The organism is Pseudomonas sp. SWI36 (assembly GCF_002948105.1).
In the GTDB taxonomy this organism is placed as follows: Bacteria; Pseudomonadota; Gammaproteobacteria; order Pseudomonadales; family Pseudomonadaceae; genus Aquipseudomonas; species Aquipseudomonas alloputida.
This window is the reverse complement of sequence record NZ_CP026675.1, coordinates 1329242-1355221: the sequence shown is the minus strand read 5'-3', so window position 1 is coordinate 1355221 and position 25980 is coordinate 1329242. Positions and strand designations below refer to the sequence as shown.

The 25980-nt window shown below is 62.3% G+C and carries 21 protein-coding genes and 1 pseudogene; 8 read left to right on the top strand and 14 right to left on the bottom strand.

What is annotated here, in order from left to right:
- The first annotated feature begins 154 nt into the window (after window positions 1-154).
- Window positions 155-1075 (top strand): iron-sulfur-binding ferredoxin reductase, encoded by a 921-nt coding sequence (locus C4Q27_RS06665; RefSeq protein WP_064492392.1) that lies wholly within the window; start codon window positions 155-157, stop codon window positions 1073-1075.
- A gap of 41 nt (window positions 1076-1116) precedes the next feature.
- Here C4Q27_RS06665 and C4Q27_RS06660 read toward each other — a convergent pair whose 3' ends face one another.
- Window positions 1117-1845: a phosphatase PAP2 family protein gene (locus C4Q27_RS06660; RefSeq protein ID WP_064492393.1), complete on the bottom strand. Its 729-nt coding sequence runs from the start codon at window positions 1843-1845 to the stop codon at window positions 1117-1119.
- A gap of 183 nt (window positions 1846-2028) precedes the next feature.
- Between C4Q27_RS06660 and colR the strand changes: the two genes are divergently transcribed.
- The 5 genes from colR (at window position 2029) to C4Q27_RS06635 (ending at window position 5738) form a co-directional block, all read left to right on the top strand.
- Window positions 2029-2712, top strand: a complete 684-nt coding sequence (colR, locus tag C4Q27_RS06655; RefSeq protein ID WP_003255215.1) for a two-component system response regulator ColR — start codon at window positions 2029-2031, stop codon at window positions 2710-2712.
- Complete coding sequence (locus C4Q27_RS06650) at window positions 2702-4012, top strand: HAMP domain-containing sensor histidine kinase (protein ID WP_064492394.1); 1311 nt, start codon at window positions 2702-2704, stop codon at window positions 4010-4012. Before colR ends, C4Q27_RS06650 begins: the two co-directional genes overlap by 11 nt.
- A 107-nt stretch (window positions 4013-4119) precedes the next feature.
- On the top strand, window positions 4120-4800 hold the full coding sequence (locus tag C4Q27_RS06645; RefSeq protein WP_010952107.1) for a class I SAM-dependent methyltransferase: 681 nt from the start codon (window positions 4120-4122) through the stop codon (window positions 4798-4800).
- A 6-nt stretch (window positions 4801-4806) separates the two neighbouring features.
- Window positions 4807-5505 carry a lipopolysaccharide kinase InaA family protein gene (locus C4Q27_RS06640; protein WP_049586448.1) on the top strand — a complete coding sequence of 233 codons (699 nt, stop codon included), beginning with the start codon at window positions 4807-4809 and terminating at the stop codon, window positions 5503-5505.
- On the top strand, window positions 5505-5738 hold the full coding sequence (locus C4Q27_RS06635) for a hypothetical protein (protein WP_047603320.1): 234 nt from the start codon (window positions 5505-5507) through the stop codon (window positions 5736-5738). Before C4Q27_RS06640 ends, C4Q27_RS06635 begins: the two co-directional genes overlap by 1 nt.
- Window positions 5739-5841: 103 nt before the next feature.
- Here the strand turns inward: C4Q27_RS06635 and C4Q27_RS06630 are convergent, their stop codons facing one another.
- From C4Q27_RS06630 to C4Q27_RS06580, 11 genes and pseudogenes are all read right to left on the bottom strand, one after another.
- Window positions 5842-8886 carry a multidrug efflux RND transporter permease subunit gene (locus tag C4Q27_RS06630; protein ID WP_064492395.1) on the bottom strand — a complete coding sequence of 1015 codons (3045 nt, stop codon included), beginning with the start codon at window positions 8884-8886 and terminating at the stop codon, window positions 5842-5844.
- Between the two features lies 1 nt (window position 8887).
- A complete protein-coding gene (locus tag C4Q27_RS06625) occupies window positions 8888-10045 on the bottom strand; it encodes an efflux RND transporter periplasmic adaptor subunit (protein ID WP_064492396.1) in 1158 nt (385 codons plus the stop codon).
- A gap of 218 nt (window positions 10046-10263) precedes the next feature.
- Complete coding sequence (locus tag C4Q27_RS06620) at window positions 10264-11361, bottom strand: DUF1513 domain-containing protein (RefSeq protein ID WP_012051291.1); 1098 nt, start codon at window positions 11359-11361, stop codon at window positions 10264-10266.
- A gap of 2 nt (window positions 11362-11363) precedes the next feature.
- Window positions 11364-12428 (bottom strand): imelysin family protein, encoded by a 1065-nt coding sequence (locus tag C4Q27_RS06615; RefSeq protein WP_010952113.1) that lies wholly within the window; start codon window positions 12426-12428, stop codon window positions 11364-11366.
- A gap of 19 nt (window positions 12429-12447) precedes the next feature.
- Window positions 12448-13875, bottom strand: coding sequence for a di-heme oxidoredictase family protein (locus C4Q27_RS06610; protein ID WP_064492397.1), 1428 nt, complete (start codon window positions 13873-13875; stop codon window positions 12448-12450).
- Between the two features lie 109 nt (window positions 13876-13984).
- A pseudogene (locus C4Q27_RS29960) lies at window positions 13985-14371 on the bottom strand (hypothetical protein).
- Between the two features lie 14 nt (window positions 14372-14385).
- On the bottom strand, window positions 14386-14868 hold the full coding sequence (locus C4Q27_RS06600; protein ID WP_064492398.1) for a hypothetical protein: 483 nt from the start codon (window positions 14866-14868) through the stop codon (window positions 14386-14388).
- A gap of 141 nt (window positions 14869-15009) precedes the next feature.
- Window positions 15010-16341 carry an imelysin family protein gene (locus C4Q27_RS06595; protein WP_010952117.1) on the bottom strand — a complete coding sequence of 444 codons (1332 nt, stop codon included), beginning with the start codon at window positions 16339-16341 and terminating at the stop codon, window positions 15010-15012.
- Window positions 16342-16499: 158 nt separating this feature from the next.
- Window positions 16500-18551 carry a bifunctional diguanylate cyclase/phosphodiesterase gene (locus C4Q27_RS06590; protein WP_177409995.1) on the bottom strand — a complete coding sequence of 684 codons (2052 nt, stop codon included), beginning with the start codon at window positions 18549-18551 and terminating at the stop codon, window positions 16500-16502.
- A 300-nt stretch (window positions 18552-18851) separates the two neighbouring features.
- Complete coding sequence (locus tag C4Q27_RS06585; protein WP_104886649.1) at window positions 18852-21308, bottom strand: membrane-bound PQQ-dependent dehydrogenase, glucose/quinate/shikimate family; 2457 nt, start codon at window positions 21306-21308, stop codon at window positions 18852-18854.
- Between the two features lie 205 nt (window positions 21309-21513).
- Window positions 21514-22416 (bottom strand): GntR family transcriptional regulator, encoded by a 903-nt coding sequence (locus tag C4Q27_RS06580; protein ID WP_104886648.1) that lies wholly within the window; start codon window positions 22414-22416, stop codon window positions 21514-21516.
- 193 nt (window positions 22417-22609) lie between these two features.
- Between C4Q27_RS06580 and C4Q27_RS06575 the strand changes: the two genes are divergently transcribed.
- Complete coding sequence (locus C4Q27_RS06575; RefSeq protein WP_104886647.1) at window positions 22610-23359, top strand: hydroxypyruvate isomerase family protein; 750 nt, start codon at window positions 22610-22612, stop codon at window positions 23357-23359.
- 153 nt (window positions 23360-23512) lie between these two features.
- Here C4Q27_RS06575 and C4Q27_RS06570 read toward each other — a convergent pair whose 3' ends face one another.
- Both C4Q27_RS06570 and C4Q27_RS06565 read right to left on the bottom strand, forming a co-directional pair.
- Complete coding sequence (locus tag C4Q27_RS06570; protein ID WP_003255187.1) at window positions 23513-24109, bottom strand: superoxide dismutase; 597 nt, start codon at window positions 24107-24109, stop codon at window positions 23513-23515.
- A gap of 266 nt (window positions 24110-24375) precedes the next feature.
- The gene (locus C4Q27_RS06565; protein WP_020191198.1) at window positions 24376-24975 is read right to left on the bottom strand and encodes a LysE/ArgO family amino acid transporter; all 600 of its coding nucleotides are present in this window, start codon (window positions 24973-24975) and stop codon (window positions 24376-24378) included.
- Between the two features lie 101 nt (window positions 24976-25076).
- On the opposite strand from C4Q27_RS06565, the gene C4Q27_RS06560 reads away from it, so the two are divergent.
- Window positions 25077-25967 carry a LysR family transcriptional regulator ArgP gene (locus tag C4Q27_RS06560; RefSeq protein ID WP_003255184.1) on the top strand — a complete coding sequence of 297 codons (891 nt, stop codon included), beginning with the start codon at window positions 25077-25079 and terminating at the stop codon, window positions 25965-25967.
- The last annotated feature ends 13 nt before the right edge of the window (window positions 25968-25980 follow it).

The following is a 25980-nucleotide window of genomic DNA, read 5'->3' as shown; positions in this document are numbered from 1 at the left end:
GCCGACGGAAAAAGGCGCGGCAGTATAGCGCGCATCCGTGCCCGGCACACCTGCGGCCGGTCTGGACCATGGTCGGCAGCGTGCAGGCATCTATTTTGCTGGTGTGCTCTGCTTGGCTTACAGTGAGCCTTGGACAGCAGGAGATGTACCGAACATGCCCGAAATTTGCGTGGGCGAGCGCCGCTGGCTGGTGCCCATTGGCAGCAACCTGCTCGATGCCCTCAACGAGGCGGGGCTGAATGTGCCTTACAGTTGCCGCGCGGGCAGTTGCCACGCCTGCCTGGTGCGCTGCCTGGAAGGGCAACCGGCAGACGCTTTGCCCGAGGCATTGGCATTGGAGAAACACGCCCAGGGCTGGCGTCTGGCTTGCCAGTGCCGGGTGTTCGAGGACCTGCGTGTGGCGTTGTACGACCCCCAGCAGGGTGGCGTACCGGCGCAGGTCTGTGCGTTGGACTGGTTTGGCGATGTGTTGCGCCTGCGGTTGCGCCCCGATCGGGTGGTGCGTTATCAGGCGGGGCAGCACGTGGTGCTGTGGCTAGGCGCGGTTGCTCGGCCTTATTCCTTGGCCAGCCTGCCGGGCGAGGATGATTTTCTCGAGTTTCATATCGATTGCCAGCGGCCTGGTGCCTTTTGCGACAAGGCGCGTGGTCTGCAGGTCGGCGATGAGATGCGTTTGGGGGAGTTCAGAGGCGGAGCCCTTCATTACGACCCTGATTGGCAGGAGCGGCCGCTGTGGTTGCTGGCTGCGGGAACCGGGCTGGCGCCGCTCTGGGGTATCTTGCGCGAAGCGTTGCGCCGGGGGCATCGGGGCGAAATCCGGGTGGTGCATGTGGCGCGGGATCCGGCTGGGCACTATCTGGCGGAGAAGCTGCTGAAGCTGCCAGGGGTCAGTGTCGAGCTGGTGCTGGTGGAGCATGTGGATGAAGCGTTGGCCGGGATGCGGCTGTTGTCGCGACAGACGGTGGCGCTGCTGTGTGGGGCACCGGGGAGTGTCGAGCGGTTTGCCCGGCGCATGTTCATGACAGGGGTACCGCGGGGACAGGTGTTTGCTGATGTGTTCGTCGAGCATGCCTGAGTAGCATTTGAAGTGCGAAGGGCCGCAAAGCGGCCCCTCTTTCATGCGGCGCTGCGCTCGGCGACGGGCACCTCGGCCAGCCCCCGCCGATAGAGAACCAGGTAATACGACCCCAATCCGATCAACCAGCAGAACACTGCCGTCCACACATTGTGCGACAGGAAGTGCGCCCCCTGCATCATCCTGCCCACCGACAGTATCGACCCTGCTGTCAAGGCCACTACAAACGCCACCCGTGCCAGACGCGGCTTGCGATCCCGCAGCATGAAGAACAAGGCGAACAGGCAGAAACCGGTCGCTGCATGCCCGCCCGGCCAGCACAGGCCAGGCTTGTCGGTAGGCGGCCGTGGTTCCAGCAGCTTGCTGTAGGTTTCGGTGCCGCCAAACTGGGTCAGGCTCCAGGGGCACTGCACCTGGGTGACTTTTTTCAGCGGCGTGACAAACGCCGTGGACAAGCCCAGTGCCAGCGCCAGGCAGCCCAGTTCACGGCGCCAGCCAAACAGGCGCTTCCAGAAAAAGCTCGCGGCAAAGGTCAGCAGCGATATCACCCCCAACAGGATCACCACTTGCTTGACCCGATCATGCAGGATGTTTTCCAACAGGTAACTGTGGCGGCCAATGAACTGCCCGGCAGCGGGGTCGAAGAACAGGTTGGCGACATCCATGTCGACTGAAGTCAGCTCCAGCAGGATCAAGGCCACCGCAGTCGCCAGGGGAATTCCCAGGTACAGCCAGTAGTTGATAGGGCGAGGGCGGGTGCGTTGCTGCATGACGGCTCCAGGGCGCGAAAAAGATCGGGTATTGTCGGCCGCCCGCTATCCTGTGTCCGTGAAGGATCAGTGAAAAAACCGTCAAGTGCGGTGAATTTTCCCCAGGGCTGGCACCGTGCAGGCATAGGCCTTAAGCTGCGCCTGCCGCGCACCACAGCGAGAAGCGCCGCACAGGAGAAACCGATGCGCATTCTTTTGGTTGAAGACAACCGCGATATCCTGGCCAACCTGGCCGATTACCTGGGCATGAAAGGCTACACCGTCGACTGCGCCCAGGATGGCCTGTCCGGGCTGCATCTGGCCGCCACCGAACACTACGACCTGATCGTACTCGACATCATGCTGCCAGGCATCGATGGCTACACCCTGTGCAAGCGCCTGCGCGAAGATGCCCGCCGTGACACGCCGGTGATCATGCTCACTGCCCGTGACCAGCTGGACGACCGCCTGCAGGGCTTCCGCTCGGGGGCTGACGACTACCTGCTCAAGCCATTTGCCCTGTCGGAGCTGGCGGCGCGCATCGAAGCGGTGCTGCGCCGTGCCCAGGGCGGTGGGCGCCGCACCCTGCAGGTGGCTGACCTGAGCTACGACCTCGATACCCTCGAGGTAACCCGCCAGGGTCGTCTGCTGAAGCTCAACCCGGTCGGCCTCAAGCTGCTGGCGGTACTGATGCAGAAAAGCCCGCACGTACTGCGCCGCGAGGTGCTGGAAGAAGCCTTGTGGGGCGACGACTGCCCTGATAGCGACAGCCTGCGCAGCCATGTGCATCAACTGCGCCAGGTGATCGACAAACCGTTTGAAAAACCGTTGCTGCATACCGTCCATGGCGTCGGCTATCGCCTCGCCGAGGGCCGCGATGGAGTTTAAGCAAAGCCTTGCCCAGCGCATCATCATCGCCTTTGCCCTGATGAGCGCGCTGGTGGCCGGGGCCTTCGCATTCGGTATCGTCGGCACGGTGCACCTGGTCGAAGAGCGACTGATTTCCTCGGTACTGGGCGGTGACCTGCAGCGCCTGCTGCGTATGGACAGCGTCAGTGACTGGAGTCATCGGCCTCGCCCAGACCAGCTGTTCTATTTCAGCGGCGGGCGTGACGACTTCGAGCTGCCCAAGGACCTGCGTCACCTCGACCGCGGTTTCCACGAGGTGTTCCGAGACCAGCTGTCCTACCACGCCATGGTCGAGATCGTCGATGGTCGCCGTTATGTACTGCTGCAGGACCAGAGCGACTTCGAGGAGCGCGAGCGCGTGCTGTTTGCCGTGGTTGTGGTGGGCTTCGTGCTCAGCCTGGTGCTGGCGGTCATCCTTGGCTGGCTGGTTGCACGTCGGGTAATGGCACCGGTCATCCGCCTGGCGCGCCAGGTGCGCCACCGCGATCAACTACTGGGCCTGGCCCCGCCGCTGGCTCCGGATTATGCGGCAGACGAAGTCGGCCAGCTTGCAGTGGCTTTCGACGACACCCTGGGCCGCCTGCGTGATGCGCTGACCCGCGAGCGGCTGTTCACCAGCGACGTCAGCCACGAACTGCGCACGCCGTTGATGGTGTTGGCTACGTCGTGTGAGCTTCTGATGGAAAACCCCGGCCTCGATGCCCGTGCGCGTAGCCAGGTGGAGCGCGTGGCGCGGGCCACCGAAGAGATGCGCGAGCTGGTCAAGACCTTCCTCATGTTGGCCCGCGCGCAGCGTGATGAGGGGGCAGTGGCGTCACGGGCGACCCTGCGCGAAGTGGCCGACGAGCTCATCGGGGTGTGGCGCGACACCATCGAACAGAAAGGCCTCACCCTGTATTTCGATGGCCGCGTGAGCGCTAGCCCTGTGCTGTACAACGCCACCTTCCTGCAGTCGGTAATGGGCAACCTGCTGCGCAATGCGGCGCACTACACCGACAGTGGGTATATCCGCCTGAGCCTGGAAGCCAACGGTTTCAGCGTAGAGGACAGCGGCGTGGGTATCCCCGAAGAGCAGCGTGAGGCCATGTTCAGGCCGTTCGTGCGCGGCGATGAACGGCGTGGCGAGGGGCTTGGGCTGGGGCTTTCGCTGGTGCAGCGGATCTGCGACGACCAAGGTTGGCGTGTCACCCTGACATCCACCTTGCCGCATGGCTGCCGCTTCCAGGTGGACCTGAGCAACACCGCGGCCAAAGGCGACCCGGACGCCCTGGTCGAGTAATTTCTTGTATCAGGTCAACTGGTGCCCAACGTTTTTTTCACATTGGCATGACCTGATTCCAACGCTTGCATGACTAGTGTGGGCGCAATGGAGTCAGGAGATGCCCAATGCGTAGCCCCATCAAGCTTGAATTTTCCGAGAAGTACGACAAAGATCATGCACGCGAGTACTTTCTCAAGCACCAGGACGGCCTGGCGCGACGCCTTTCCCACAAGCGAGATGAGCAGTTGGCGCGCCGCGCCTTGGCATTGGCGGGCGAGCCTGGCCTGGTACTCGACCTGCCATGCGGAGCGGGCCGTTTCTGGCCGCTGTTGGCGGAAAAGCCCAATCGGGTAATCATCGGTGCCGACAACTCCGAGGCCATGATCGAGACAGCCTGTGCGGCGCAACCGCCAGAAGTGGTGGCACGGGTACGGCCTTTGCAGACTTCTGCATTTGCCATCGACCTGCCAGATAACGCGGTGGACAGTATTTTCTGCATGCGCCTGTTCCATCACATTGGCGAGTCGGCGCACAGAAAGACCATTCTTTCGGAATTTCAACGGGTTAGCCGTGATAGCGTGATCCTGTCACTGTGGGTGGATGGCAACTTCAAGGCCTGGCGCCGGAAAAAGCTGGAGCAGCGCCGTAGCGCCAAGGCCGAACAGGATAATTACCAGAACCGTTTCGTGTTACCTGCCGAAACGGTCGAAGAAGAATTCAGGGCCGCCGGCTTCAGAATCCAGGAACGCCTCGACTTCCTGCCGTTCTATGCCATGTGGCGGGTCTATGTATTGCGTAAGGGGTAGTGTTTGATGGCTGTAGCCCATAAAGGGGAAGCGCAGTTCGATTTTTACTGGCGCCAGCAAGGCGAGTGGGTCGAGGAGCCTAACCAGCGCCGCGGCGGCGAGAGTGGCGTGCAACGCCTCAACGATGCCGATGGCAAGCTGTTGTATGCCAAACGCCAGGTCGGGCATATCTACCGCAGCCTGTTGCACCCTTTTGGCCGGCCGACCGTGTTGCGTGAACTCGATGCACTGAACAGTTTCGAGCAGTTGGGCGTGCGTGTACCGCGCATCGTCTTCTGTGGCGCGCAACGCGATGCCGAGCACCAGTGGCGCGCGCTGCTGGTCAGCGAAGCGCTGGACGGTTTTGTCGAACTCGACACCTGGCATGCCGAAGGTGCCCGCGAGCGTTACCCGCAGGTGGTGCATGAGCGCATGCTCAAGGACCTGGCGGACAACCTGGCGCGGATGCACCTGGGGCACTGGCAGCACGGCTGCCTGTATGGCAAGCACGTATTCATCAAGGTAATCGGCGAGGGCGAGCAGGCCCGCGTCGAAGTGGCGCTGCTGGACCTGGAAAAGTGCAGGCGGCGTATCAGCTGCCAGCGGGCGGCCGGCAATGACTTGCGTCAGCTACGCCGCCATTCGTCGCTCAATGACGCGGAATGGCGGACGCTGCTCTACTTTTACAAGATGGCGTTTGGCAGCGCTGTCAAAGGGTTAGAGTAATGAAACTAGAAATTGCTCGAGCTTTGTTCCTGGTAGCTGGCCTGGCGGTGACCACCGTGGCGGTGGCTGCCTGGGAAGAGCCGAGGCCAACCGTGTTCAGCAAGGCTGAGATGGCAGACCAGTGCGCGTTGCCGCGGGATGCAAAACCGCAGCAGCAGGCCCGGAGCGAGCCGGACCAGGACCTTTTGCTGTTCCTGTTTGGCCTGCGTCAAGGGTTGCGGCCACAGGGATGAACCCTGCGTTAGCTGGAAAAGCCAAAGGCCTCGCGATTGCGGGGCCTTTGGCTTTTTGCGTCTGGCTTACCGGCCTCTTCGCGGGCAAGCCCCCAGGTAGGGTTCAAGCGATTGCAGGTGCCTTGGCGCTCGCCTTGTGCGCCAGCAGGGTGTAGATGCACGGCAACACAAACAAGGTAAACAGCGTGCCAATCGACATCCCGGTGGCAATCACCATACCGATGTCAAACCGGCTGACCGCTCCGGCCCCGCTTGCCAGAATCAGCGGCACCATGCCGAACACCATAGCCGCAGTGGTCATCAGCACCGGCCGCAGGCGAATGGCCGCTGCTTCCTCGATCGCTTCGCGCACACTCAGGCCACGCTCATCGCGTAGCTGATTGGCGAACTCGACGATCAGGATACCGTGCTTGCTGATAAGCCCGATCAATGTCACCAGCCCAACCTGGGTGTAGATGTTCATGCTCGACACGCCCAGGAACAGCGGCAAAAGCGCGCCACAGATCGACAACGGCACTGTCACCAGAATCACCAACGGGTCGCGGAAGCTTTCGAACTGTGCAGCCAGCACGAGGAAAATGATCGCCAGCGCCAGGCCGAAGGTGACCCACAGTGCGCTTCCTTCCTGTACATACTGGCGGGCCGCGCCGGCGTAGTCGAAGGCAAAGCCTTCCGGGGCCTCTTCGCGAGCGATGTCCTGCACGGTCTTCAGCGCTTCGCCCAGGCTGACCATGGGGACGCCCTGGATGATCGCAGCGTTCAGTTGCTGAAACTGGTTGAGCTGGCGTGGGCGAGCGCGGTCGGTGAGGGTGATCAGGGTCGACAGCGGCAGCAACTGGCCCTGGTCGTTCTTCACGTAGTAGTTGTTCAGCCAGCCGGGGTTGTCGCGGTAAGGCCGTTCAACCTGGGCGATCACCTTGTAACTGCGGCCTTCAAGGGTGAAACGGTTGATTTCCGCCTCGCCCAGCAGGGTCGCCAGGGTGCCGCCGAGGGTGTCCATCGACACCCCCATCTGCGCCGCCTTTGCCCGGTCGATGTCCACCACCACTTCGGGCTTGTCGAAGGCAAGATCGATATCGAGGAAGGCGAACTTGCCCGATGCCTGAGCGCGCGTCTTGATGCGCTGGGCCACGTCCAGCAGTGCCGGGTAGTCGCCAGCGGTATTGATCACAAACTGGAATGGCAAGCCCTCGCCAGTGCCGGGCAACGACGGCAGGTTGAAGCCGAAGATCTGCAGCCCGCTGATTTCCTCGAGTTTGGCCTGCACCAGCGGCAGTAGCTCCATCTGTGTGCGTTCGCGCTCGTTCCAGGGCTTGAGCAAAAAACCACCGATACCAGTCTGCACGCCGTTGAAGCCGTTGATCTGAAACGACGAGTAATACTCGGGGAAGGCCTTGAACAGCGGTGTGAACTGGTCGGTGTAGGCGTTGAGGTAGTCGAGGTTGGCCGGTTGAGGCGAGCTGCTCATCATGAAAATCACCCCCTGGTCCTCGTTGGGCGCCAGTTCGTTCTGGGTGAATTTGAGCAGCACCGGGATCAGGCACAGGATGATCACGGCAAACACCAGCACCACCGGCCGGCTGTCGAGGGTGGCGTGCAGCACGCGCTGGTAGCGCCCTTTCAGTCGTTCGAACAGCTGATCGAGGCGGTGGGCCAGGCCGCTCGGGTTCTGCTCCCGGCGCAGCAGCAGGGCGCACATCATCGGTGACAGGGTCAGGGCAACGATACCGGAAATGATCACCGCCCCGGCCAGCGTCAGGGCAAACTCCTTGAACAGCGCACCGGTGAGCCCGGTGAGGAAGCCGATCGGTGCATACACGGCGGCAAGGGTGATGGTCATGGACACCACTGGCATGGCAATTTCGCGCGCGCCTTCCAGGGCTGCGTCGAACGGCGACTTGCCTTCTTCCATGTGCCGGTGAATGTTTTCCACCACCACAATGGCATCGTCCACCACCAGGCCGATGGCCAGCACCATGGCGAGCAGGGTCAGCAGGTTGAGCGAGTAGCCCATCATCTGCATGAAGAACAGTACACCGATCATCGACAGCGGTATGGTCACCACCGGAATCAGTACCGAGCGCAGGGCACCGAGGAACAGGAACACCACCACGATGACGATCAGCACCGCTTCGCCCAAGGTCTTGATCACTTCGTCGATCGAGGCCTGGATGAACCGCGTGGCGTCGTAGGCAATCGATACGTTCAGTGACGAGGGCAGCTGGCTTTCCAGCTCAGGCATGATGCGCCGCACTTCCTTGATGACATCCAGCGGGTTGGCGGCCGGGGTGGCCTTGATGCCGATATAGACCGACGGGGTGCCGTCGAACGAGCTGACCGTGTCGTAGTTTTCTGCGCCCATCTCGACCCGCGCCACATCGCCCAGCAGCACGCGGCTGTCACCGCTGGTCTTGAGCGGCAGGGCGGCGAACGCCTCGGCCGACTTCAGTTCGGTGCTGGCGTTGACGCTGGTGACCACGTATTCGCCTTTCACCTCGCCAGCGGCGGAAAGGAAGTTGTAGCGGCGCACGGCATTGGTCACGTCGGTAGCCGAAAGGCCGAAACCGGCCAGCTTCACCGGGTCCAGCCACAGGCGCATGGCGAACACCTGGTTGCCGAGGATCTCCGCCTCGGCCATGCCCGGCAGAGTGGCCAGCTTGGGCTGGATAACCCGTGACAGGTAGTCGGTGATCTGCGGGTTGCTCATTTCCTTGCTGTAGAAGCTGACGTACATCAGCGCCGAGGCGTCGGCAGCTTCCTTGCTCAGTACCGGGTCTTCGGAGTCCTGGGGTAGCTTGTTTCGCACCTCATTGGCCTTGGCCAGCAGCTCGGTGAACAGCCGGTCGCTGTCGGCGCCAATGCGCGCGTAAATGGAAATGATCGAGAAATTCTGCCGGCTCACCGAGGTCATGTAGTCGATGCCTTCGGCGCTGGCCAGGCTTTGCTGCAATGGCTGGGTGATATAACCCTGAATGGTTTCGGCGTTGGCCCCGGGGTAGGCGGTGGTGACCGTGATCAGGGCGTTTTCCATTTGCGGGTACTGGCGGATCTGCAGCTTGTTCCAGGCCTGGAAGCCGAGCAGCAGAATCAGCAGGCTGACCACGCTGGCCAGCACCGGGCGGCGGATGAACGGGTCGGTGAACGCCATGTCAGCCTCCTGAGTCCTTGGCCGCTGCGCCCGGTTCGGGCTTGAGGGCGTTGTCCTGGCCAATGCGTATTGCGGCACCGGGTGTGAGTTTCAGCTGCCCGGCGGTGACCACCTGTTCCCCGGCCTGCAGGCCTTCGCTGACTACAACCACGCCGTCTCGGCGCTCGCCAGTCTTTACCGTGCGCTGTTCGGCGACCAGCTGGGGTTGGCCCTTGTCGTCGTATTCCGGCTTGCCGTCCTTGTCCTTTTTCGGTGAGGCGACATACACCGAGTTGCCATACAGGGTGTAGGTAATGGCGCTTTCCGGCACCACCACTTGCGGCTGCGGGTTGGGCAGCAGGATCAACAGGCTGGCGAACATGCCTGGCAGCAGTTTGCCGTCGGGGTTGGCCATGGTGGCTCGCACCAGCAGGTTGCGCGTGGTTTCCTCGACCTTGGGGTTGATGGCGCTGAGGCTGCCGGGGAAGCGCTGACCCGGGTAGGCGGCCACTTGCACCAGCACCTGCTGGCCCAGGCTCAGGTGTGGCAGCGCCTGTTCCGGCACGTTGAAGTCTACGTACAGGCTGGAGGTGTCTTGCAGGGTGGCGATCACAGTGCCGGCGGCCAGGTACTGGCCGATGTCTACCTGGCGGATGCCGATGGTGCCGCTGAAAGGCGCATTGATGCGTTTCTTGATCTTCTGCGCCTTAAGCTGCTCGACCACTGCCTGGTTGCGCCGGTACTGGGAGGAAAGGCGGTCGAACTCGCCGCGGGAGATGGCCGAATCGCCCACCAGCTGGCTGCCACGGCCGAAGTCGACCTTGGCCAGGCCCAGGTCGGCCAGGGCGGTACCGAGCAGGGCTGTTTCCTGATCGTCATTGAGCTGCAAGAGCAGTTGCCCGGCCTTGACCTGCTGGCCTGAGTCGAAGTGCAGGGATTTGACGATGCCTTCCACCTCCAGGCTCAGATCCACGCCCTGCAGCGCTTTGAGGCTGCCGACAGCGGGCAGGCGCTCTTGCCACGGGCGCTGTTCAGCCATGGCAGCCGCCACGGTGATAGGGGGCTTGGGGGCAGTGAACATCTGGATCTGCTGGTAGATCGAGAAGGCTTTGTAACCCCCCAGGGCCAGCACGATCAGCAGAACCACGGCCAACATGATGAGCATGCGGCGGCGCAGCATAGGTCCGGTTCCTTGGATGCAGTTGTTATTCGCTTCTACACGACAACGGGCGATCCTGCCCACGTGTGGATGGGGGAAGTATTGACTGTTTTTCCGGAGATGGGGGGGTAAATGCCTGTGGCGGCCTTTTCGCGGCTAAAGCCGCTCCTACAGGGACTGTGTAGAACCCTGTGGGATCGGCTTTAACCGCGAGAAGGCCAGTGAATGCAACGGAAAAATCAGACGAGATGCAGGTGGTTGTCCCAGAAGCCGGACGGCAGGTTCATCGGTTGCCCGACCAGTTCGGCCTTGCGGCAATCGTAGAACCGGCAGCGGCCCTGCCCGGAGGTGACGACAAAGCCGTCCTTCACCGCGCCAACGCCTGCGCAGTCGGGCATCGGGGCATCCAGCCGCACCGCGCCGCTGTCCAGGTCCCAGACGAACAGGCGGTTGGCCCGCGGTGCCGTCAGCGCCACCAGCCGCAGCTCGCTGTGGATGGCAACGCTTGCGGTGTATTGGGCCATGGCTTGCAGTTGCCGCTCTGGCACCGGGAAGGCCTTGAATGGCTCGCCCGGGCGCTTGATCGCCAGCAGCTCGGCAGTTTCATCGGCATCGCCCATGAACTGCTGGCAGGCGGCGATGGTGCCATCGCTGGCCACTGCCAGGTGTCGCACGCTGTTCATCTGCTGGGTCAGGGTTTCCTTGCTCAGCAGGGTGCCGTTGCGCTGCATCAGCACCAGGCTCGGTTGCATGGCGTCGAGGTTCATCTCGACACGGCTTTCGGCTTCGGTACGGATACCGCCGTTGGCCACGACCAGCGTTTCACCGTCAGGCAGCCAGGCAACCTCGTGCGGGCCGATACCGTGGGTCGGGATTTCACCGGTGTGCACCAGGCGTTCGCCTTCGAAACGGTACACGCCAAGTACGCCGCGCCCGGGGTCGGTGGTGTCGTTCTCGGTGGCATACAGCCATTCGCCACCTTTGTGTACGACGGCGTGGCCATAGAAGTGCCGGTTCGGCTGCGAGGCAACCGTTTGCAGCAGGCGCCCGTCACGCAGGTCGATCAGGTAGCTTTCGGTGCCTGGGCGGCGGGCGACGAACAGGGCGATGGGCAGCTCGGGGTGGTGGATGATGGCATGACAACGCTGAGCGACCTGGGTGCTGAACACCTGTGTGCCGTCCAGGCGAAAACCTACGGCATAGTGCTGGCCGTTGCCGTTGTCACGCGCCGAGAGCAGCAAGGGTTCGCTGCCTTTGTTGCGGAACAGGCTCCAGCCGCCCAAGGTGAGGGCACTGAGCAATACGCTACCGAGTTTGAGTGCCTGGCGTCGCAGCATGATCAGTCACCGTCGTTGGCATTGAAGCCCAGCTGGATGTTCAGCGCCTTGGCCAGATCGCCTTCGTGCAGGCGGTGGACGACGTTCAAGCTGTCGTAGATCTGGTTGAGGGTTTGCTGGCCGGCGTCGTCGGCCAGCAGCTCACCGAGCGTTTTCTGGTTGTCGGCAAGCAACTTGAGCGAGGTAGCGTAGGCGGCGTCGATCTTGTCCGCCAGCGCTTTCTGATCGCTGGGCAACAGGCCGCGCAGGCCCTGGTTGTCTACCCCGACCCAGACGGCTTCGGCGGCCTTGAGGCTGGCCTGCAGGCTGTTCATCGAGTTGTGGCTGCGCCAGGCCTCGGCCTGCAGCGGCTGCGGGATGCCCTTGCTCTGACGGCCCATCGGTGCGCCGAGCTTCTTCTTCAGGGTATCCAGGGCGGTCACCTGGGCGCGCAGCAGATCGGCGATAGCCTCGTGGGAATCGGCGTAGCGCTGGTTGGGGAACTTGGTCATCTGCGAGAGCATGCCGTCGGTGCTGTTCCAACCTTTGAGAATCTCCTCTGCCAGGGCTTTCTGGTGTGCGCCGATGGCCACCAGCAGCGGGCAGTAGCGGGCTTTCTGTTCGGCAGTGGCGATGTCCGGCTTGCTGTCGAACAGGATGTACTCATAGGCCGACAAGCCACGTACCACTACGCTGGACTTGCCCAAAGCCTCAGCATCAACCGGCTTGTCGCCGTTGACCAGTTGCTCGACCTGACGGCCGACCAGGTTTTTCTTGTCAGGCCAGAATTGGACCTGCCAGGCGCGGTTGCCTTCAGCCAACGGGCCGACCAGTAGCGGTTGCAGCTCGGCCCAGGCTTTTTGTGCGTTGAGGAAGTCGGCGCGGGCTTTGTCCAGGCTTTCCTTGCCTTCGCAATAGGCCAGGGCACTGGCAGCCAGCGTACGGTCGGCTTCGACCCAGCGGCTGTAGGTAGGCAGGATCACCTGGTTGGCGATGGCGGCGGAGGTCACTGCTTGCGGGTCTTGTGGCGAGCAGGCACCGAGGGCGAGTGCGGCGAGGCTGGTGAACAACAGTTTGGGTCGGAACATGCCCGGCTCCTTTGCGCGTTTAAAGTGAGTTCAGGAACGCGAGCAACGCAGCGCGCTGCTCGGCATCGAAAGTGAGTACGAAATTGCGTGCCGCCTCGGCTTCGCCACCGTGCCACAGCACGGCCTCAAGCAGGTTGCGGGCGCGGCCGTCATGCAGGAACTGGCTATGGCCGCTGACCGTTTCGCTCAGGCCGATGCCCCACAGTGGCGGCGTACGCCAGTCCTGGCCGTTGGCGGCGAATTCGGTGCGCTCGTCGGCCAGCCCCGGGCCCATGTCATGCAGCAGGAGGTCGCTGTAGGGGCGTATGACCTGGTTGGCCAACGCGGGTTCGGTGGCGTCGGCGGCGGTGGTGAACTGCGGTGTGTGGCAACCTTGGCAACCCGCCTGGTAGAACAGGTTCTTGCCCGCCAGTACCTGTGGCGAGCCGACGTCGCGGCGGGCCGGCACAGCCAGGTTGCGGGTGTAGAACGTGACCAGGCGCAGGATGTTGTCGCTGACTTCTTTCTCGCCATCGGCACCATCGCCGTTGGGCGCAGCCAGGCAGCCGGTTTGTGCCTGGGTGCAATCGTCGTTGGGCAGCAGGGTGCTGGTCAGGCCCATGTCGCCGGCAAAGGCGTGCACGTTCTGCTGGTTGACGTTGGGCTGCCCGGCTTTCCAGCCGAAGCGGCCGATCACTGTTTTGCCCTGGGCGTCGTCCCACACACGGTTGGCCCGCCCGCGGATGCCATCGCGGTTACGGTCGTCCGGGTCTTCGTTGGCCAGCAGGTCGGCTTCGGGGATCGCTTCAAGCAGGCCCAGGCCGATCATCGGTGGTGCCACCCGCGCAGAAAAGCGCGTGTCGGGGTGCATCACTCCATAGCCGAGCTGGGTGATTTGCAGGGCCGGCTTGCGCAGCTCGACCTGGTGGCCGTCCTTGAATGACACGGTTTCGCGGGTGTAGCTCACCCGCACCTTGCCTTCGGGCGCCACGCCGGGGATGGCCATGTCCTGCAACTGGGTACCGTAGACGGGCTCTGGCACCACGCCGAGGCGCTCGATCACTTTGGCCAGGTAGGGTTGGTCGGGGATCGACAGGCGTACCAGCATACCCACCGCGTTGCTGTCGCCCGGCTCTGGTGGGTGGCCACGGCCGTCGCGCACGTGGCAGTTCTGACAGGCGTTGGTATTGAACAACGGGCCCAGACCATCACGCGCGGTGGTGGTTGACGGCGCGATCACCCAAGGGTTGCGAAAGAAGCTGTTACCCACGGCGAAGTCCACGCGCAGCTCTGGCGAGAGGTTGGCCGAGGGCAGGGAATAGGCATTGCGGTCGCTGCGCTGCACGGTCGCCTGGCCACCCGACAACGCTTCGCCGGGCTCGGCGTGGGTGAAACGCGGGGCGTCGTCACAGGCAGCCAAGGCCAGGGCCAGCAGCAGGGGGGGGAGTCGGGACAGCGACAAGGACATCGAGAATCCTGGGCGTGAGCGAAAAACCGGCGTGCAGCTTAGCAGGCCCAGGATCATTGAATAAGAGCAATTTGCGTTTGCTTGATGAAATCGCTGCGAGCGCGGTTGGTCAGGCCATATAGAGCATGAAGTGTCGGTTGACCAGGTTGACGATCAGGTTCTTGTTGCCACCACCGCGATTATCGCCGGTGACTTCGATGACTTCTTCGCTGGTGTATTCCATGGAGGAGGCGGTAATGCACTTGACCGCGTCCATGTGCGCAGGTTGCCAGTAATCCTGGAATATTCAGATGCTGGTGTCGGCAGACGGGCCGAGTATCAGGCGCAAGGCCTTGTGGTTCTCAGTCGATCTGCCGATCCACGGGATGGCCAGCGAGCCATTCCAGACGTGCTGTGCGCCGACTGCCAGGCTGTTGCTGCGGTTTTCACCGTCGATCAGGGTCAAGGTATAAGGGGTGTTATTGGCGATGGAGCGTAAGTAGGTGACGTTGGCCATGTAGTGTTTTCCTTTCAATGTTCAGTTTTCGGGCGTGGTAATGGGCTGGTCGGGGCGCGATAGACATAGGCCGCGAGCAAGGTGATTTCGTTGAACGGGGGGTCGAGCTCGGCGGGATGAAAGCGACCGAGCAGCTGCATCCCATGGTCAATGGCGACTGCCTCGAACATCCGGCGGTCGGTTTCGTTGGGGTCGTAGAGGTAGATCTTGCCGGGGCGGGCAACTACCCGGCACATTTCCTCGGCCACACGGTGGGTGATCGGAGCGCCCATCAGCGTCACGTGAGGGACTGCATGGTCGTCGAGGGGAAAGTCCGGAGCATCGTATTCGTATACGACGATGAGGTTGGGAATGTGCCCGCCAGCGAACGGCCCGTTGGAGATGAGCTGGCCAGCCTTGTTCAGGTTGTACGCATCGTTGAATCCGGTGATGAGGTCTTCCCCATTCATGCGCTGGACGATTCGGCCTTCGCCCCAGACATCAAGAATCTGCAGCACTGTGCCTCCTGTTAGGTTTGATCGAAGGCCTACAGGATGAGCATCTGCGCGCACGCCAGGCAGCGGGAAGCGTTTTACCCGGCAGCAAACGAAAACGCCCGGCACAAGGCCGGGCGTTTGCGGTGAAGCGCTACAGCAGGATCAGAACTCGTGATCCGCAGTGTCCGGGTTCAGGTTGGCAATGCCCAGCTTGCCCGCGGCCTGCTCGATCGAGCCGGTCTGCTTGACCAGGGCGGCGATGGCGTCCCGTACAACCTGGTTGCCGGCAGCGTTGTCGGCGGCGATCAGCTGGTCGTAGTGCTCGCCTTTGAGGGCGTGGTCTACGATCACCTGAAGCTTGGCCTCGGTGGCTTCCAGATCGGCCTTGAGGGCTGCATCGGCGGCCGGGTCAACCTTGGCGACCAGCGACGACAGGCTAGGGCCGGTCAGCTTGGTGCCGTCCGGGCGGGTGTACTCGCCCAGGTAGACGTTGCGGATGCCCTTGGCGTCGTAGAAGTGCGAGTAGTGAGTGTTGTCGCTGAAGCAGTCTTGCTCGTCTTCCGGCGAGTTGGCTTCCAGCGAAACTTTCATGCGCTCGCCAGCCAGTTCGCCCAGCGACAGGCTGCCCATGCCGAACAGCATCTTGCGCAGGCCGTCGTTGACGGGCTCGGCTTCCAGCTTGGCGCGGTAGTTGTCGGCGACGTTCGGTGCCCAGTTGCCGACCATCTCTTCGAGGTCGGTGACCAGCAGGTCGGTAACCGCTTTCAGGTAGGCGCGGCGGCGGTCGTTGTGGCCGCCGGTAGCGCCTTGGCCTTCCAGGTAGTCGGATGCCGGGCGGTTGCCAGCGCCAGGGCCGGTGCCGTTCAGGTCCTGGCCCCAGAGCAGGAATTCGATGGCGTGATAGCCCGTGGCAACGTTGGCCTCGGAGCCAGCCAGCTCGTTCAGGCTAGCCAGTTTTTCGGGGGTGATGTCCTTGACGTCGACCTTCTCTTCACCCACCTGGATCTCGGTGTTGGCGATGATGTTGGCGCTGGCCCCCGGGTTGCCCAAGGCGTGCTCGTAGCTCTTGTCGACGTAGTCGATCAGGCCTTCGTCCAGGGGCCAGGCGTTCACCTGGCCTTCCCAGTCGTCGATGATGGTGTTGCCAAAGCGGAAGGTTTCGCTCTGCAGGTACGGTACGCGCGCGGCGAACCAGGCTTCCTTGGCGGCTTTCAGGGTTTCGTCGTTGGGCTTGGCCAGGAACGCGTCGACCGCGGTCTGCAGCGTCTTGGCAGTGCTCAGCGAGTCGCTGTACACGGCGTAGACCATGTCGGTGTAATGCTTGACCACGGCTTTGCCGGCTGCTTCGTCGACAGCCCCTGGCGCAGCGGTGGTGGCAGCAGCAGGTGCCTGGGCTTGCGGCGCGGCGGCTTTTTCGTCCTTGCCTTCACCGCAACCGGCGAGGGCGATGGCAATGGCCAGCAGACTGGCGGAGGCCAGAGGCATTCGAATCATTATTGGTTTTCCTGCATCGTGTGGTTGGACCAAAGGGGTGGACCGTGCGCCGTGGCACGCAAAACTACAACATCATGCGAAAGATTTGCATTTGCTGTAAAGGGGCGGGCGCGCAATTCATGTAAATCAGGGGCTCGGCCTGTAACCGGGCAGGTGCCTCAGGACACCGAAACCTGGTTGCGTTGCGCTTGTTTGAGGAAGTGGGTCAGTTCACGGGCCGAAAGGGGCTTGCTGTAGTGGTAGCCCTGGCCCTCGTGGCAACCCTGGGCCACGATGTAGGTTTCCTGCTCGGCCGTTTCCACGCCCTCGGCGATCACCTGCATCCCCAGGCTCTTGCCCAGCTGGATGATGGCGCGAACGATGGTGGCGTCGTCATCGTCGTCGAGCAGGTCCTGAACGAAACTCTTGTCGATCTTGATCTTGTCCAGGGGCAGCGACTTCAGATAGCTGAGGGACGAGTAGCCGGTGCCGAAGTCGTCGATGGCAATCAGCGCCCCGGAGCGGCGCAGGCTCAACAGGTGCTGGGCGGCGGTGCTGATGTCTTCCATCAGGCCGGTTTCGGTGACTTCCAGTTCCAGGCTGCGCGGTGGTAGGCGATAGGCTTGCAGCAGGTTGTTGACCACCCGTGGCAGCTCGCTGTGGTGCAGTTGCACGGTAGACAGGTTGACCGCCATGCGCAGGTCGCTGAAGCCCTGGTCGTGCCATTCGCGCAGTTGCCGGCAGGCCTGGTCAAGCACCCATTCGCCGATGCTGATGATGCTGCCGTTCTGCTCGGCCAAGGGGATGAACTGGTCGGGTGGCACCATGCCCAGGTCCGGGTGCTGCCAGCGCAGCAGGGCCTCTACGCCGACCACTCGGTGGTCGCGGTAGCTGATCTGTGGCTGGTACACCAGGTACAGCTGGTTGCGGGGCAGGGCTTCACGCAGGTCCTTTTCCAGTTCGCGACGGCGACGCATCTCGCTGTCGACGCTGGCGATATAGAACTGGTAGCGGTTGCGCGAGCGGGCCTTGGCCAGGGTCATGGTCTGTTCGGCTTTCTGCAGCAGTTTTTCGGTGCTGTCACCGTCTTCGGGGAACAGGGTGATGCCGATGGTCGCGCGCAGGCGGATTTGCTCGTGGTCGAGGTCGAACGGTACTTCCAGGTCGTCAAGGATGCTTTGCGCCAGTTCGGCAGCCTCGTAGGGCTGCTCGATATTGGCCTGTACCAGGGCGAACTGGTCGCCGCCCAGCCGCGCCAGAGCGCCCAGGCGGCCGCTGTGGGCGCGTAGTCGATCGGCCAGGGCCAACAGCAACTGGTCACCGACCTGGTAGCTGAATTGTTCGTTGATACCCTTGAAGTCGTCCAGGCCAACGCACAGCACTGCCACTCGGTGCTGCAGGCGGCCGCCGTCGACGAGGATCTTGTCCAGTTGCTGCTGCAGTTGCTGGCGGTTGGGCAGGCCGGTGAGGAAGTCGTACTGGGCCATGCGCTGCAGGCTGTTTTCCGCCTCGTGGCGCAAATGGGTGTTGCGCTCGATCGAGGCCAGCAACTGGTTGGCGGTGTTCACCCACAGGCCCAGCTCGTTTTTCTCGTGGCCCTTGAGCAGCGGTATCTGGTGCTGGCTGGGGCGGTCAGGGTTGATCTGGGTGAGGTGCTCGATGATCTTCGACAGCGGTTTGGTCAGCAGCCAGTGGTAGACCAGGTAAAGCACCAGGCCCATGGCCATGGCCCGCAGCACGCCGGATATGAAGATGATCACCGCGTTGATCAGGAAATCTTTGCCGTAGGAGGAGGTATCGAGGGTAATGCTGAGGTCGCCGTAGTATTCGCTGTAAGGTCCACGGCCGACCAGTTGCGTGGTGTAGGTGCGCTCCTGGCCGAGGATGAGGTCGGTGAGCCAGCGCATGGACATGTCCTGCAGCGGGCGGGACTTTTCTGCCAGCATGGTTTCGTTGGGATGGCCAATGGAGGCCATGCGTACTGATTCGTCCTGGAACAGGCCTTCCATGACCTGCATGCCCATTTCACGGTCGAGGCTGTAAACCGCCTGGGTCGAAGGATCGCGGAACATGTCGAGGATGCGCTGGGCGTCGCTGTCCACGGCCTGGCGGGTCTTGTAGGTGTCATAGATGATTTGCGCACAGCTGAGCACGACGCCGACCGCCAGCGCCGACAGCAGCACGACCCTGAGCAACTTGACCGACAAGCTGTTCCGCAATTCCAGCTTCAATGGGGTTTCCTTAATCCATGCGCATGGCATCATTTTGCCATCAACGATGACGATACACTACCGGCCGACCATTAGCAGTGTATCGGTTGCCTGACCCCGCAACTTGAATGCGCTGTATCAATCTTCCAGAGGTTTGATGTTAGCGTGGTATGCGGTCTGAGCAAGCGTTTTGCGGGTGGGGCGCAGGTGAAATATGTGCTGGCTGCTTCGCGGATAGCCCGCCCCCACAGGCATGGCACACTCCTCGAACAGAGGGCCTGTGGAGCGGAAGTAACCGATGGCTGTCCCTGAAAGGCAGCGCTATTTCTCCGGCAGCGCCCAGGCAATGATGCTGTCACCCAGCTTGGTCGGAATCCGGTCATGCCCGCCGACCACGGCAACCACGTACTGGCGGCCTTCGCTCACGTAGGTCAGGGGCGACGCCTGGTTGCCGGCCGGTAGGCGTTCTTCCCACAGCAATTCACCACTTTCGCTGTTGTAGGCGCGCATGGAACGGTCGATGGCAGCGCCGATGAAGGTTACGCCGCCGGCTGTAGCAACGCCGGTGGCATCGCTCGGTGTACCGATTTCGAAGCGCAGTTTCGAGGCGATGCCCAAGGGACCGCTGTCATAGCCGGTGCCGAATGGGCGGCTCCAGCGCACTTCACGGGTGCGCAGGTCGATAGCGGAGATGAACCCCCAGGGTGGCGCGATGCACGGTTGTTCCAGCGCCGACATCCATGGGTCCTTGATGGCCCCGTACGGCAGGCCGGCCTGGACGCGGAACCCCTGGTTATTGCCGGGCGATTCCTGGAACGATTTGGCATTGATCGCATCGAGCTGCTCGCGTGGAACCAGCCCCTGCATGTACGGCAGCCGCTGGTTGTTGATGATCAGCAGGCCTCGCTGCAGGTCCACCATCACCCCGCCCCAGTTCAGGCCGCCGTGGTGCCCGGGGAAGATCAGGCTTTGCTGGCCGACTACCGGTGGTGTAAAGATCCCTTCGTAACGCGCCTGGCGAAACTCGATGCGACATTGCAGCTGATCGAACGGCGTCAGGCCCCAGGCATCGGCTTCGTTCAGCACTTCCGGGTTTTTCGATGGGCGGCCCATGGTGCTCGGCATGCCCGGTGACAACGGTTGTGTCGCCGCGGTGTAGTCCCCAGGGGCCGTGCCCTGTGGGACGGCAGCCTCCGAGATATCGACCAGCGGTTCGCCAGTGGCGCGGTCCAGGACGAACAACTGGCCTGACTTGGTGGCTTGGATGACTGCCGGGCGTGTGCCGTTGGCGGTGGGGAAATCGATCAGCGCCGGTTGTGGGCTCAGGTCGTAGTCCCAGAGGTCGTGATGGACGGTCTGGAAGTGCCATTTGACCTTGCCGGTGAGGGCATCCAGGGCCACCAGCGAAGAGCTGAACTTGTCTTCCTGTTCGGTGCGGGTACCGCCATAGAAGTCACCTGCAGCATTACCCGTGGTGATGTAGACCAGCCCCAGCTCGTCGTCGGCGGAAATCGGCGCCCATGAGTTGGGCGTGCTGAGTGTATAGGTTTCATCTGCGTCGGCAGGGGCAGTGCTATCGGGACGGCCAAGATCCCAGGCCCACTTTTGTTTGCCGCTGACTGCATCGTAGGCGCGAACCACGCCTGACGGTGCCGGGCGCACATCCGAGTCCAGCACCCGGCCACCGGTGATGACCACCCCGCGGATGACCAGCGGTGCGGAAGTGATGCCGGTGGAGCCTTTACGGAACGTACCCAGGCCGTCCTTGAGGTCGGCAAAGCCTGCCGTGCCGAAGTCTGGGCAGGCCTGCCCGGTAAGCGCATCAACTGCACCCAGGCGGATGTCGTTGGTGCCCCAGATGATGCGTTTGGCGCAAAGCCCGCTGGCATTGGGTACTTCGTAGTACGAGACACCACGGCAATAGGCACCGCCGTTGGCGAAGTAGTCCGGGTCGACCTTCGAATCGTAGCGCCAGTTCTCTTTGCCGGTGGTCGCGTTCAACGAAATGATGATTTGCTTCGGCGTGCAGGTATACAGCGAGTCGCCAACCTTGATGGGGGTGGCCTCGTTCAGATACTTGGTTTTTTCGCCAGGCTGTTTGACATCGCCATGGTGGTATTCCCACGCCTTGACCAGGCCGGAAACGTTAGCTGGAGTAATCTGCGCTGCAGCGGAATAGTGGTTGCCGAGGTTCGAGCCGGCATAGGCGGTCCAATTGGTCTTGTCGTGAGACGCGGCGACGTTGGCGTCTGGTGATGCCACCGTGCTGCGGCTGAACGGTTGCTGTGAATGCGCGGTGATAGCCGGCGAGTCGGCCAGATGAACGGTGTTCGGGAAGAACAGCGGTGCGAGGATGGTGGCTGCCATCAGCAGCGGCAGCACGCCCATGATGCTGAAGTACAGTGCCCTGTTGATTTTGGCGAAGTCGCGGCGGACCAGTGGCCAGAAAGCCAGAAAGATCACACTGAGCAGTACCAGCCAGGCCAGGCGTGGAATATAGGCCCAGCCGTTGTAGCCCGACTCCCAGATCGCCCAACCGTAGGTGGCCAGGGATGCTGCGCCATAGAGGTAGATTCCGGCCGCCTTCTTCAGGCCCATGAGTGCTGCGGCCAGCAGCAATACCGTGCCCATCATCGCGTAGTAAGGCGTGCCACCGGCATTGACCAGCGCGCCTCCCTGATAGGCCAGTGTCAGGCCAAGCAGGGCCAGCAGAATCGTGTACACCCCGAACAGAAGGCTCGAGACCCCCGTCCCTTTAGCCAACGTTCCTTGTTCCATTGCATCCCTTCCTGTGTGATTCGGGGCCACAGTGCGTCCGAGCGGTGCGCATATTGCTTATTGTTGCGATGAAATACAATAAGTGGCGCAAATTTTACAGCGAGCGCTGATTTTTCAGGCTGCTTTGTATCTTGTGTCAAAAGGAGGCAATGGCTAAGCTGCCATACCTGATTCACGCGCGGGTTTGAAGGAAGGAGGAGAGGGGTTATGCCTGCTGGCTTTCCTGCAAGGCATCCTGGCCGGTTTTGAGGCGGCCGACTTCGTCCAGATGTTTCCACAGAAACCGTGCGGCTTCTTCGCGCCGACCGGACTCGATCAGGTCGAGCAGGTGCAGGTGCTCCAGGCATTGCGTCATCAGGCGACTGCGGTCGACGTTGGCTTTGTAGCTCATGAAGCGTCTGAGCTGGTTTTGCCGGCGTATGGCATCGATGAAGAAGAGGTTGCCCGAGCATTGCACGATCATTTCGTGAAACTGGGCGCCGATTTCAAACAGTTGGGCACGTGACAGCGTGTGAATCTCGCCGTCGAGCATGGCCTGCTGTTGCGCCCTGGCTTTGGCAAAGGCGGCCTGGTTCACGTTGTAGCCCGGCTCACGCAGTGCGGCCGGCTCGATGGCCATGCGGAAGCGGTAGCTCTGGATGTGGGTCTGGGCGTTGTGCACGAATTCGTTGAGGCTCCAGCCTTGCCCAGGCTTGCGCTCGACCATGGCTTCGCTTGCCAGCCGGTTGAGGACCTTGAGCAGTTGCCCGCGAGGCACAGAGTAGCGTCGCAGGAGCTGGGCTTCGAAGAATTCGGCAGGGATTTCCCCGTTGAGGATGTCGTCCACCACACGCAGGTAGAAGTCTTCGAAGGGGTCGCAGGCGGGCGGTACGGTGGCTTCCTGGATCTGCCCGGCGTCCTGTTTCAGAAAATAGCCGCGATTGGGCTCCTGGACCGCGATGTTCCACTCGGCGAGCAGGGCGAATACCCTGCGGATGGGGGAGCGGGAGACATCGAAGGCTTGGGCGAAGGTTTGCTCGCGCAATGGCTCGCCGGCCTTCATCGACCGGGCGCGGATCATCTCGATGACGCGAGGGGCCAATTGCAGGGCGAGGTCTTTCTTGATCACAGGCTGTATTCCGAATGTTTGACTTCAGTCGATCCGGCAGATTTGGGTCGGACTGGGGCAGGAAAATACCACACACGAAGAACCTGAGTATCTGCACGCAGCGAGCTGGCGCAGTTGCCGCCAGCGCAGTGCCTGAGCCGCGGCTCAGGATTTGGAACGACGAATGTTTTCTTCCCGGGATGGATCTTTACACATGCTCAAATTCAATGCTCACCTCGGCTTCCAGTTCAACGAAATGCCTTTTCTGCAGCGTATCGAAGCCGCCGCTGCCGCCGGATTTCGCGCGGTGGAATTCCCCTCGCCCTATGAGTTGGATGCGAGTTTGTTGGCTGATGAACTGGCGAAGTACGCGTTGCCATTGGTCCAGTTTGCCGCACCGGCTGGCGTTTCCAAGGGCATTGCTGCAGTGGCGGGCAGGGAACCCGAGTTTCGTGACGGGTTGCGCCAGGCAGCCAGCTATGCCCGCACACTGGCATGTACGGATGTGCACCTGATGTCCGGGATAACCCACGAGGATGGCGCCGGCAAGGTGTACGCGAGCAACCTGGACTATGCCGTGAAGTACTTCGAGGACCAAGGGCTGCGGCCATTGATCGAAGTGATCTGCACGCAGGAAATGCCAGGGTATTACATGTCCGACTTCAGCAAGGCACAGCAGGTGCTGGAGACGTATGCGAGTCTCGGGCTGATCCTTGATCTTTACCATGCGCAGTTGTTGACCGGAAATGCGGCCGATGTGCTGGCACAGTTCTTTGAGCGGACGGTGCATGTGCAGGTGGCCGACTGTCCTGGGCGGCATCAACCGGGGACGGGGCAGATGGACATTGCAGGGTTGTTTGCGACGCTGGAGCAGCGCGGGTATGCGGGCTGGGTCGGGTGTGAGTACCGGCCTACGGGCGCTACTGCAGATAGCCTTGGCTGGCTTGGTCAGTACGCCTCATGAACGCCCTGTGCGCTGGCCCGTTCCAGAACCCTTGAAAAAAAACCGATGCCAGAAGACTGGCATCGGTTTTTCGAGGAAGCCCGGCGTGGATGGCAATGCTGGACTGCCAGCATTACGGCACGAGGCCGGGTTTCTTGCTCAAGGCTGAGGGACTCAGGCCTTGAAGGTCTTGCCTTCGAACTGCTCGGCAACGAAGGCCCAGTTGACCAGGTTCCAGAACGCCTCGACGTACTTCGGACGCAGGTTGCGGTAGTCGATGTAGTAGGCGTGTTCCCAGACGTCGCAGGTCAGCAGCGGGGTGTCGCCGCTGGTCAGTGGGCAGCCGGCGCCGATGGTGCTGGCCAGGGCCAGGGAACCGTCAGCTTTCTTCACCAGCCAGCCCCAGCCGGAACCGAAGGTGCCCACCGAAGTCTTGGTGAACTCTTCCTTGAACTTGTCGAAGGAACCGAAAGCGGCGTTGATGGCGTCAGCCAGTGCACCGGTAGGCTGGCCGCCGCCGTTTGGCGACAGGCAGTTCCAGTAGAAGGTGTGGTTCCAGACTTGAGCGGCGTTGTTGAAGATGCCGCCCGAAGAGCTCTTGACGATCTCTTCCAGGGTCTTGCCTTCGAATTCGGTGCCTGGGACCAGGTTGTTCAGGTTCACGACGTAGGTGTTGTGGTGCTTGTCGTGGTGATACTCCAGGGTTTCCTTGGAGATGTGCGGCTGCAGGGCGTCATGGGCGTACGGCAGCGGCGGCAATTCAAAAGCCATGGTGGATCTCCTGATTCAGGTCTGTTTGCGGTTTGCGCAAGGCCGATCACGGGCGGCCCGATAAGCGTCGGCGAGTCTGTACTCTTTGCGACGCAAGGGCTGGATCATAGCACCGGGCCCGGCGCATAACCACGCAACAAACATAGGGAATAGAGGTTCCGCAGGGGCTGGGCTGTGCCGACCGGCGGCTCGGCGTTGCGCGGGTGTTGCCTGCAAGACCGCGTGCTGCACGATCTTGCCGTTGATGAATATGCCGCGCCCCGAGGTCAGTTGAAGATCAATTGCGCCGCCACCGCGAACATCATCACCGCCACCATCAGGTCGAGCATGCGCCAGGTCGCCGGCCGCGCCAGCCACGGTGCCAGCCACGCCGCGCCAATGGCCAGGGTCGAGAACCACAGCAGCGAAGCGCTGGCCGCTCCGGCCACGTAGGCGCCAGGGGCGGACTGCTGGGCGCCCAGCGAGCCGATCAGCAACACGGTGTCGAGGTACACGTGCGGGTTCAGCAGGGTCACTGCCAGGGCGCTGAGCAGTACGGCGCGACGTGAGCGAACGCCCTGGCCTTGCTGGTGCTGCAGGCTCTGCTTGGAGCAGGCACTGCGCAGCGCCTTGGCGCCGTACCAGATCAGGAACACTGCGCCGCCCCAGCGGGCAATCGCCAGCAAGGTCGGGTTGTGTGCCAGCACGGTAGCCAGGCCGAATACCCCGGCGGCCACGAGGATGGCGTCACAGATGATGCACAGCGCTGCCACCGGCAGGTGATGCTCACGGCGCAGGCTCTGGGCGAGGACGAAGGCGTTCTGGGCGCCAATGGCCATGATCAGACCGAAGGCCACCAGCATGCCATTGAGATAGCTTTGCCACATGGCAGGGCTCTCCAAAAAGGGTCACGAAAGATGCTGGCCATTGTGATGTTCGGCGCTGTATAAGAAAAACAAATAAAGCTGATCACCCATTAGGAAAATCGATGTTCGACTACAAACTGCTGGCTGCCCTCGCGGCAGTGATCGAACAAGGCGGTTTCGAGCGTGCGGCGCAGGTGCTGGGCTTGTCGCAATCGGCGATTTCCCAGCGCATCAAGTTGCTTGAGGCGCGGGTCGGCCAGCCGGTGCTGGTACGTGCCTCGCCGCCCGGCACGACCGAAGTCGGCCGCCAGCTACTCAACCATGTGCAGCAGGTGCGCCTGCTCGAACGCGACCTGCAGCGCCAGGTACCGGCGCTGGACGAAGAGGGCATGCCGGAGCGCCTGCGCATCGCCCTCAACGCCGATAGCCTGGCCACCTGGTGGGCCGGCGCGGTGGGCAACTTCTGCGCACAACAGAACGTGCTGACCGACCTGGTGGTTGAGGACCAGGAAGTGGGCCTGAAACGCATGCGTGCCGGCGAAGTGGCGGCCTGCCTGTGTGGGAGTGAGCGGCCGGTAGCCGGCGCACGCAGTTTGCCACTGGGGGCCATGCGCTACCGGGCATTGGCCAGTCCCGTGTTCATGGCGCGGCACTTCCCCCAAGGTTTTGTCGCCAGCCGCCTGGCCCGTACGCCAGCGATCGTGTACGGGCCGGACGATTTCCTGCAGCATCGCTACCTGGCATCGCTGGGCATAGAGGGTGGTTTCCTGCACCACCTGTGCCCTTCATCCGAAGGCTTCCTGCGCATGACCGAGGCCGGGTTGGGGTGGGGCCTGGTGCCCGAATTGCAGGCCCGGGAGCAACTGGCCAGTGGGCAATTGGTGGAAATCTGCCGCGATACCCCTATCGATGTGCCGCTGTACTGGCATCATTGGCGCAATGGCGGGCAATTGCTCGCGCAACTGACCGACCACCTGCGGCACACCGCGCAGCATTGGCTGGTGCCCTTGTAGCCATGGCTGGCGT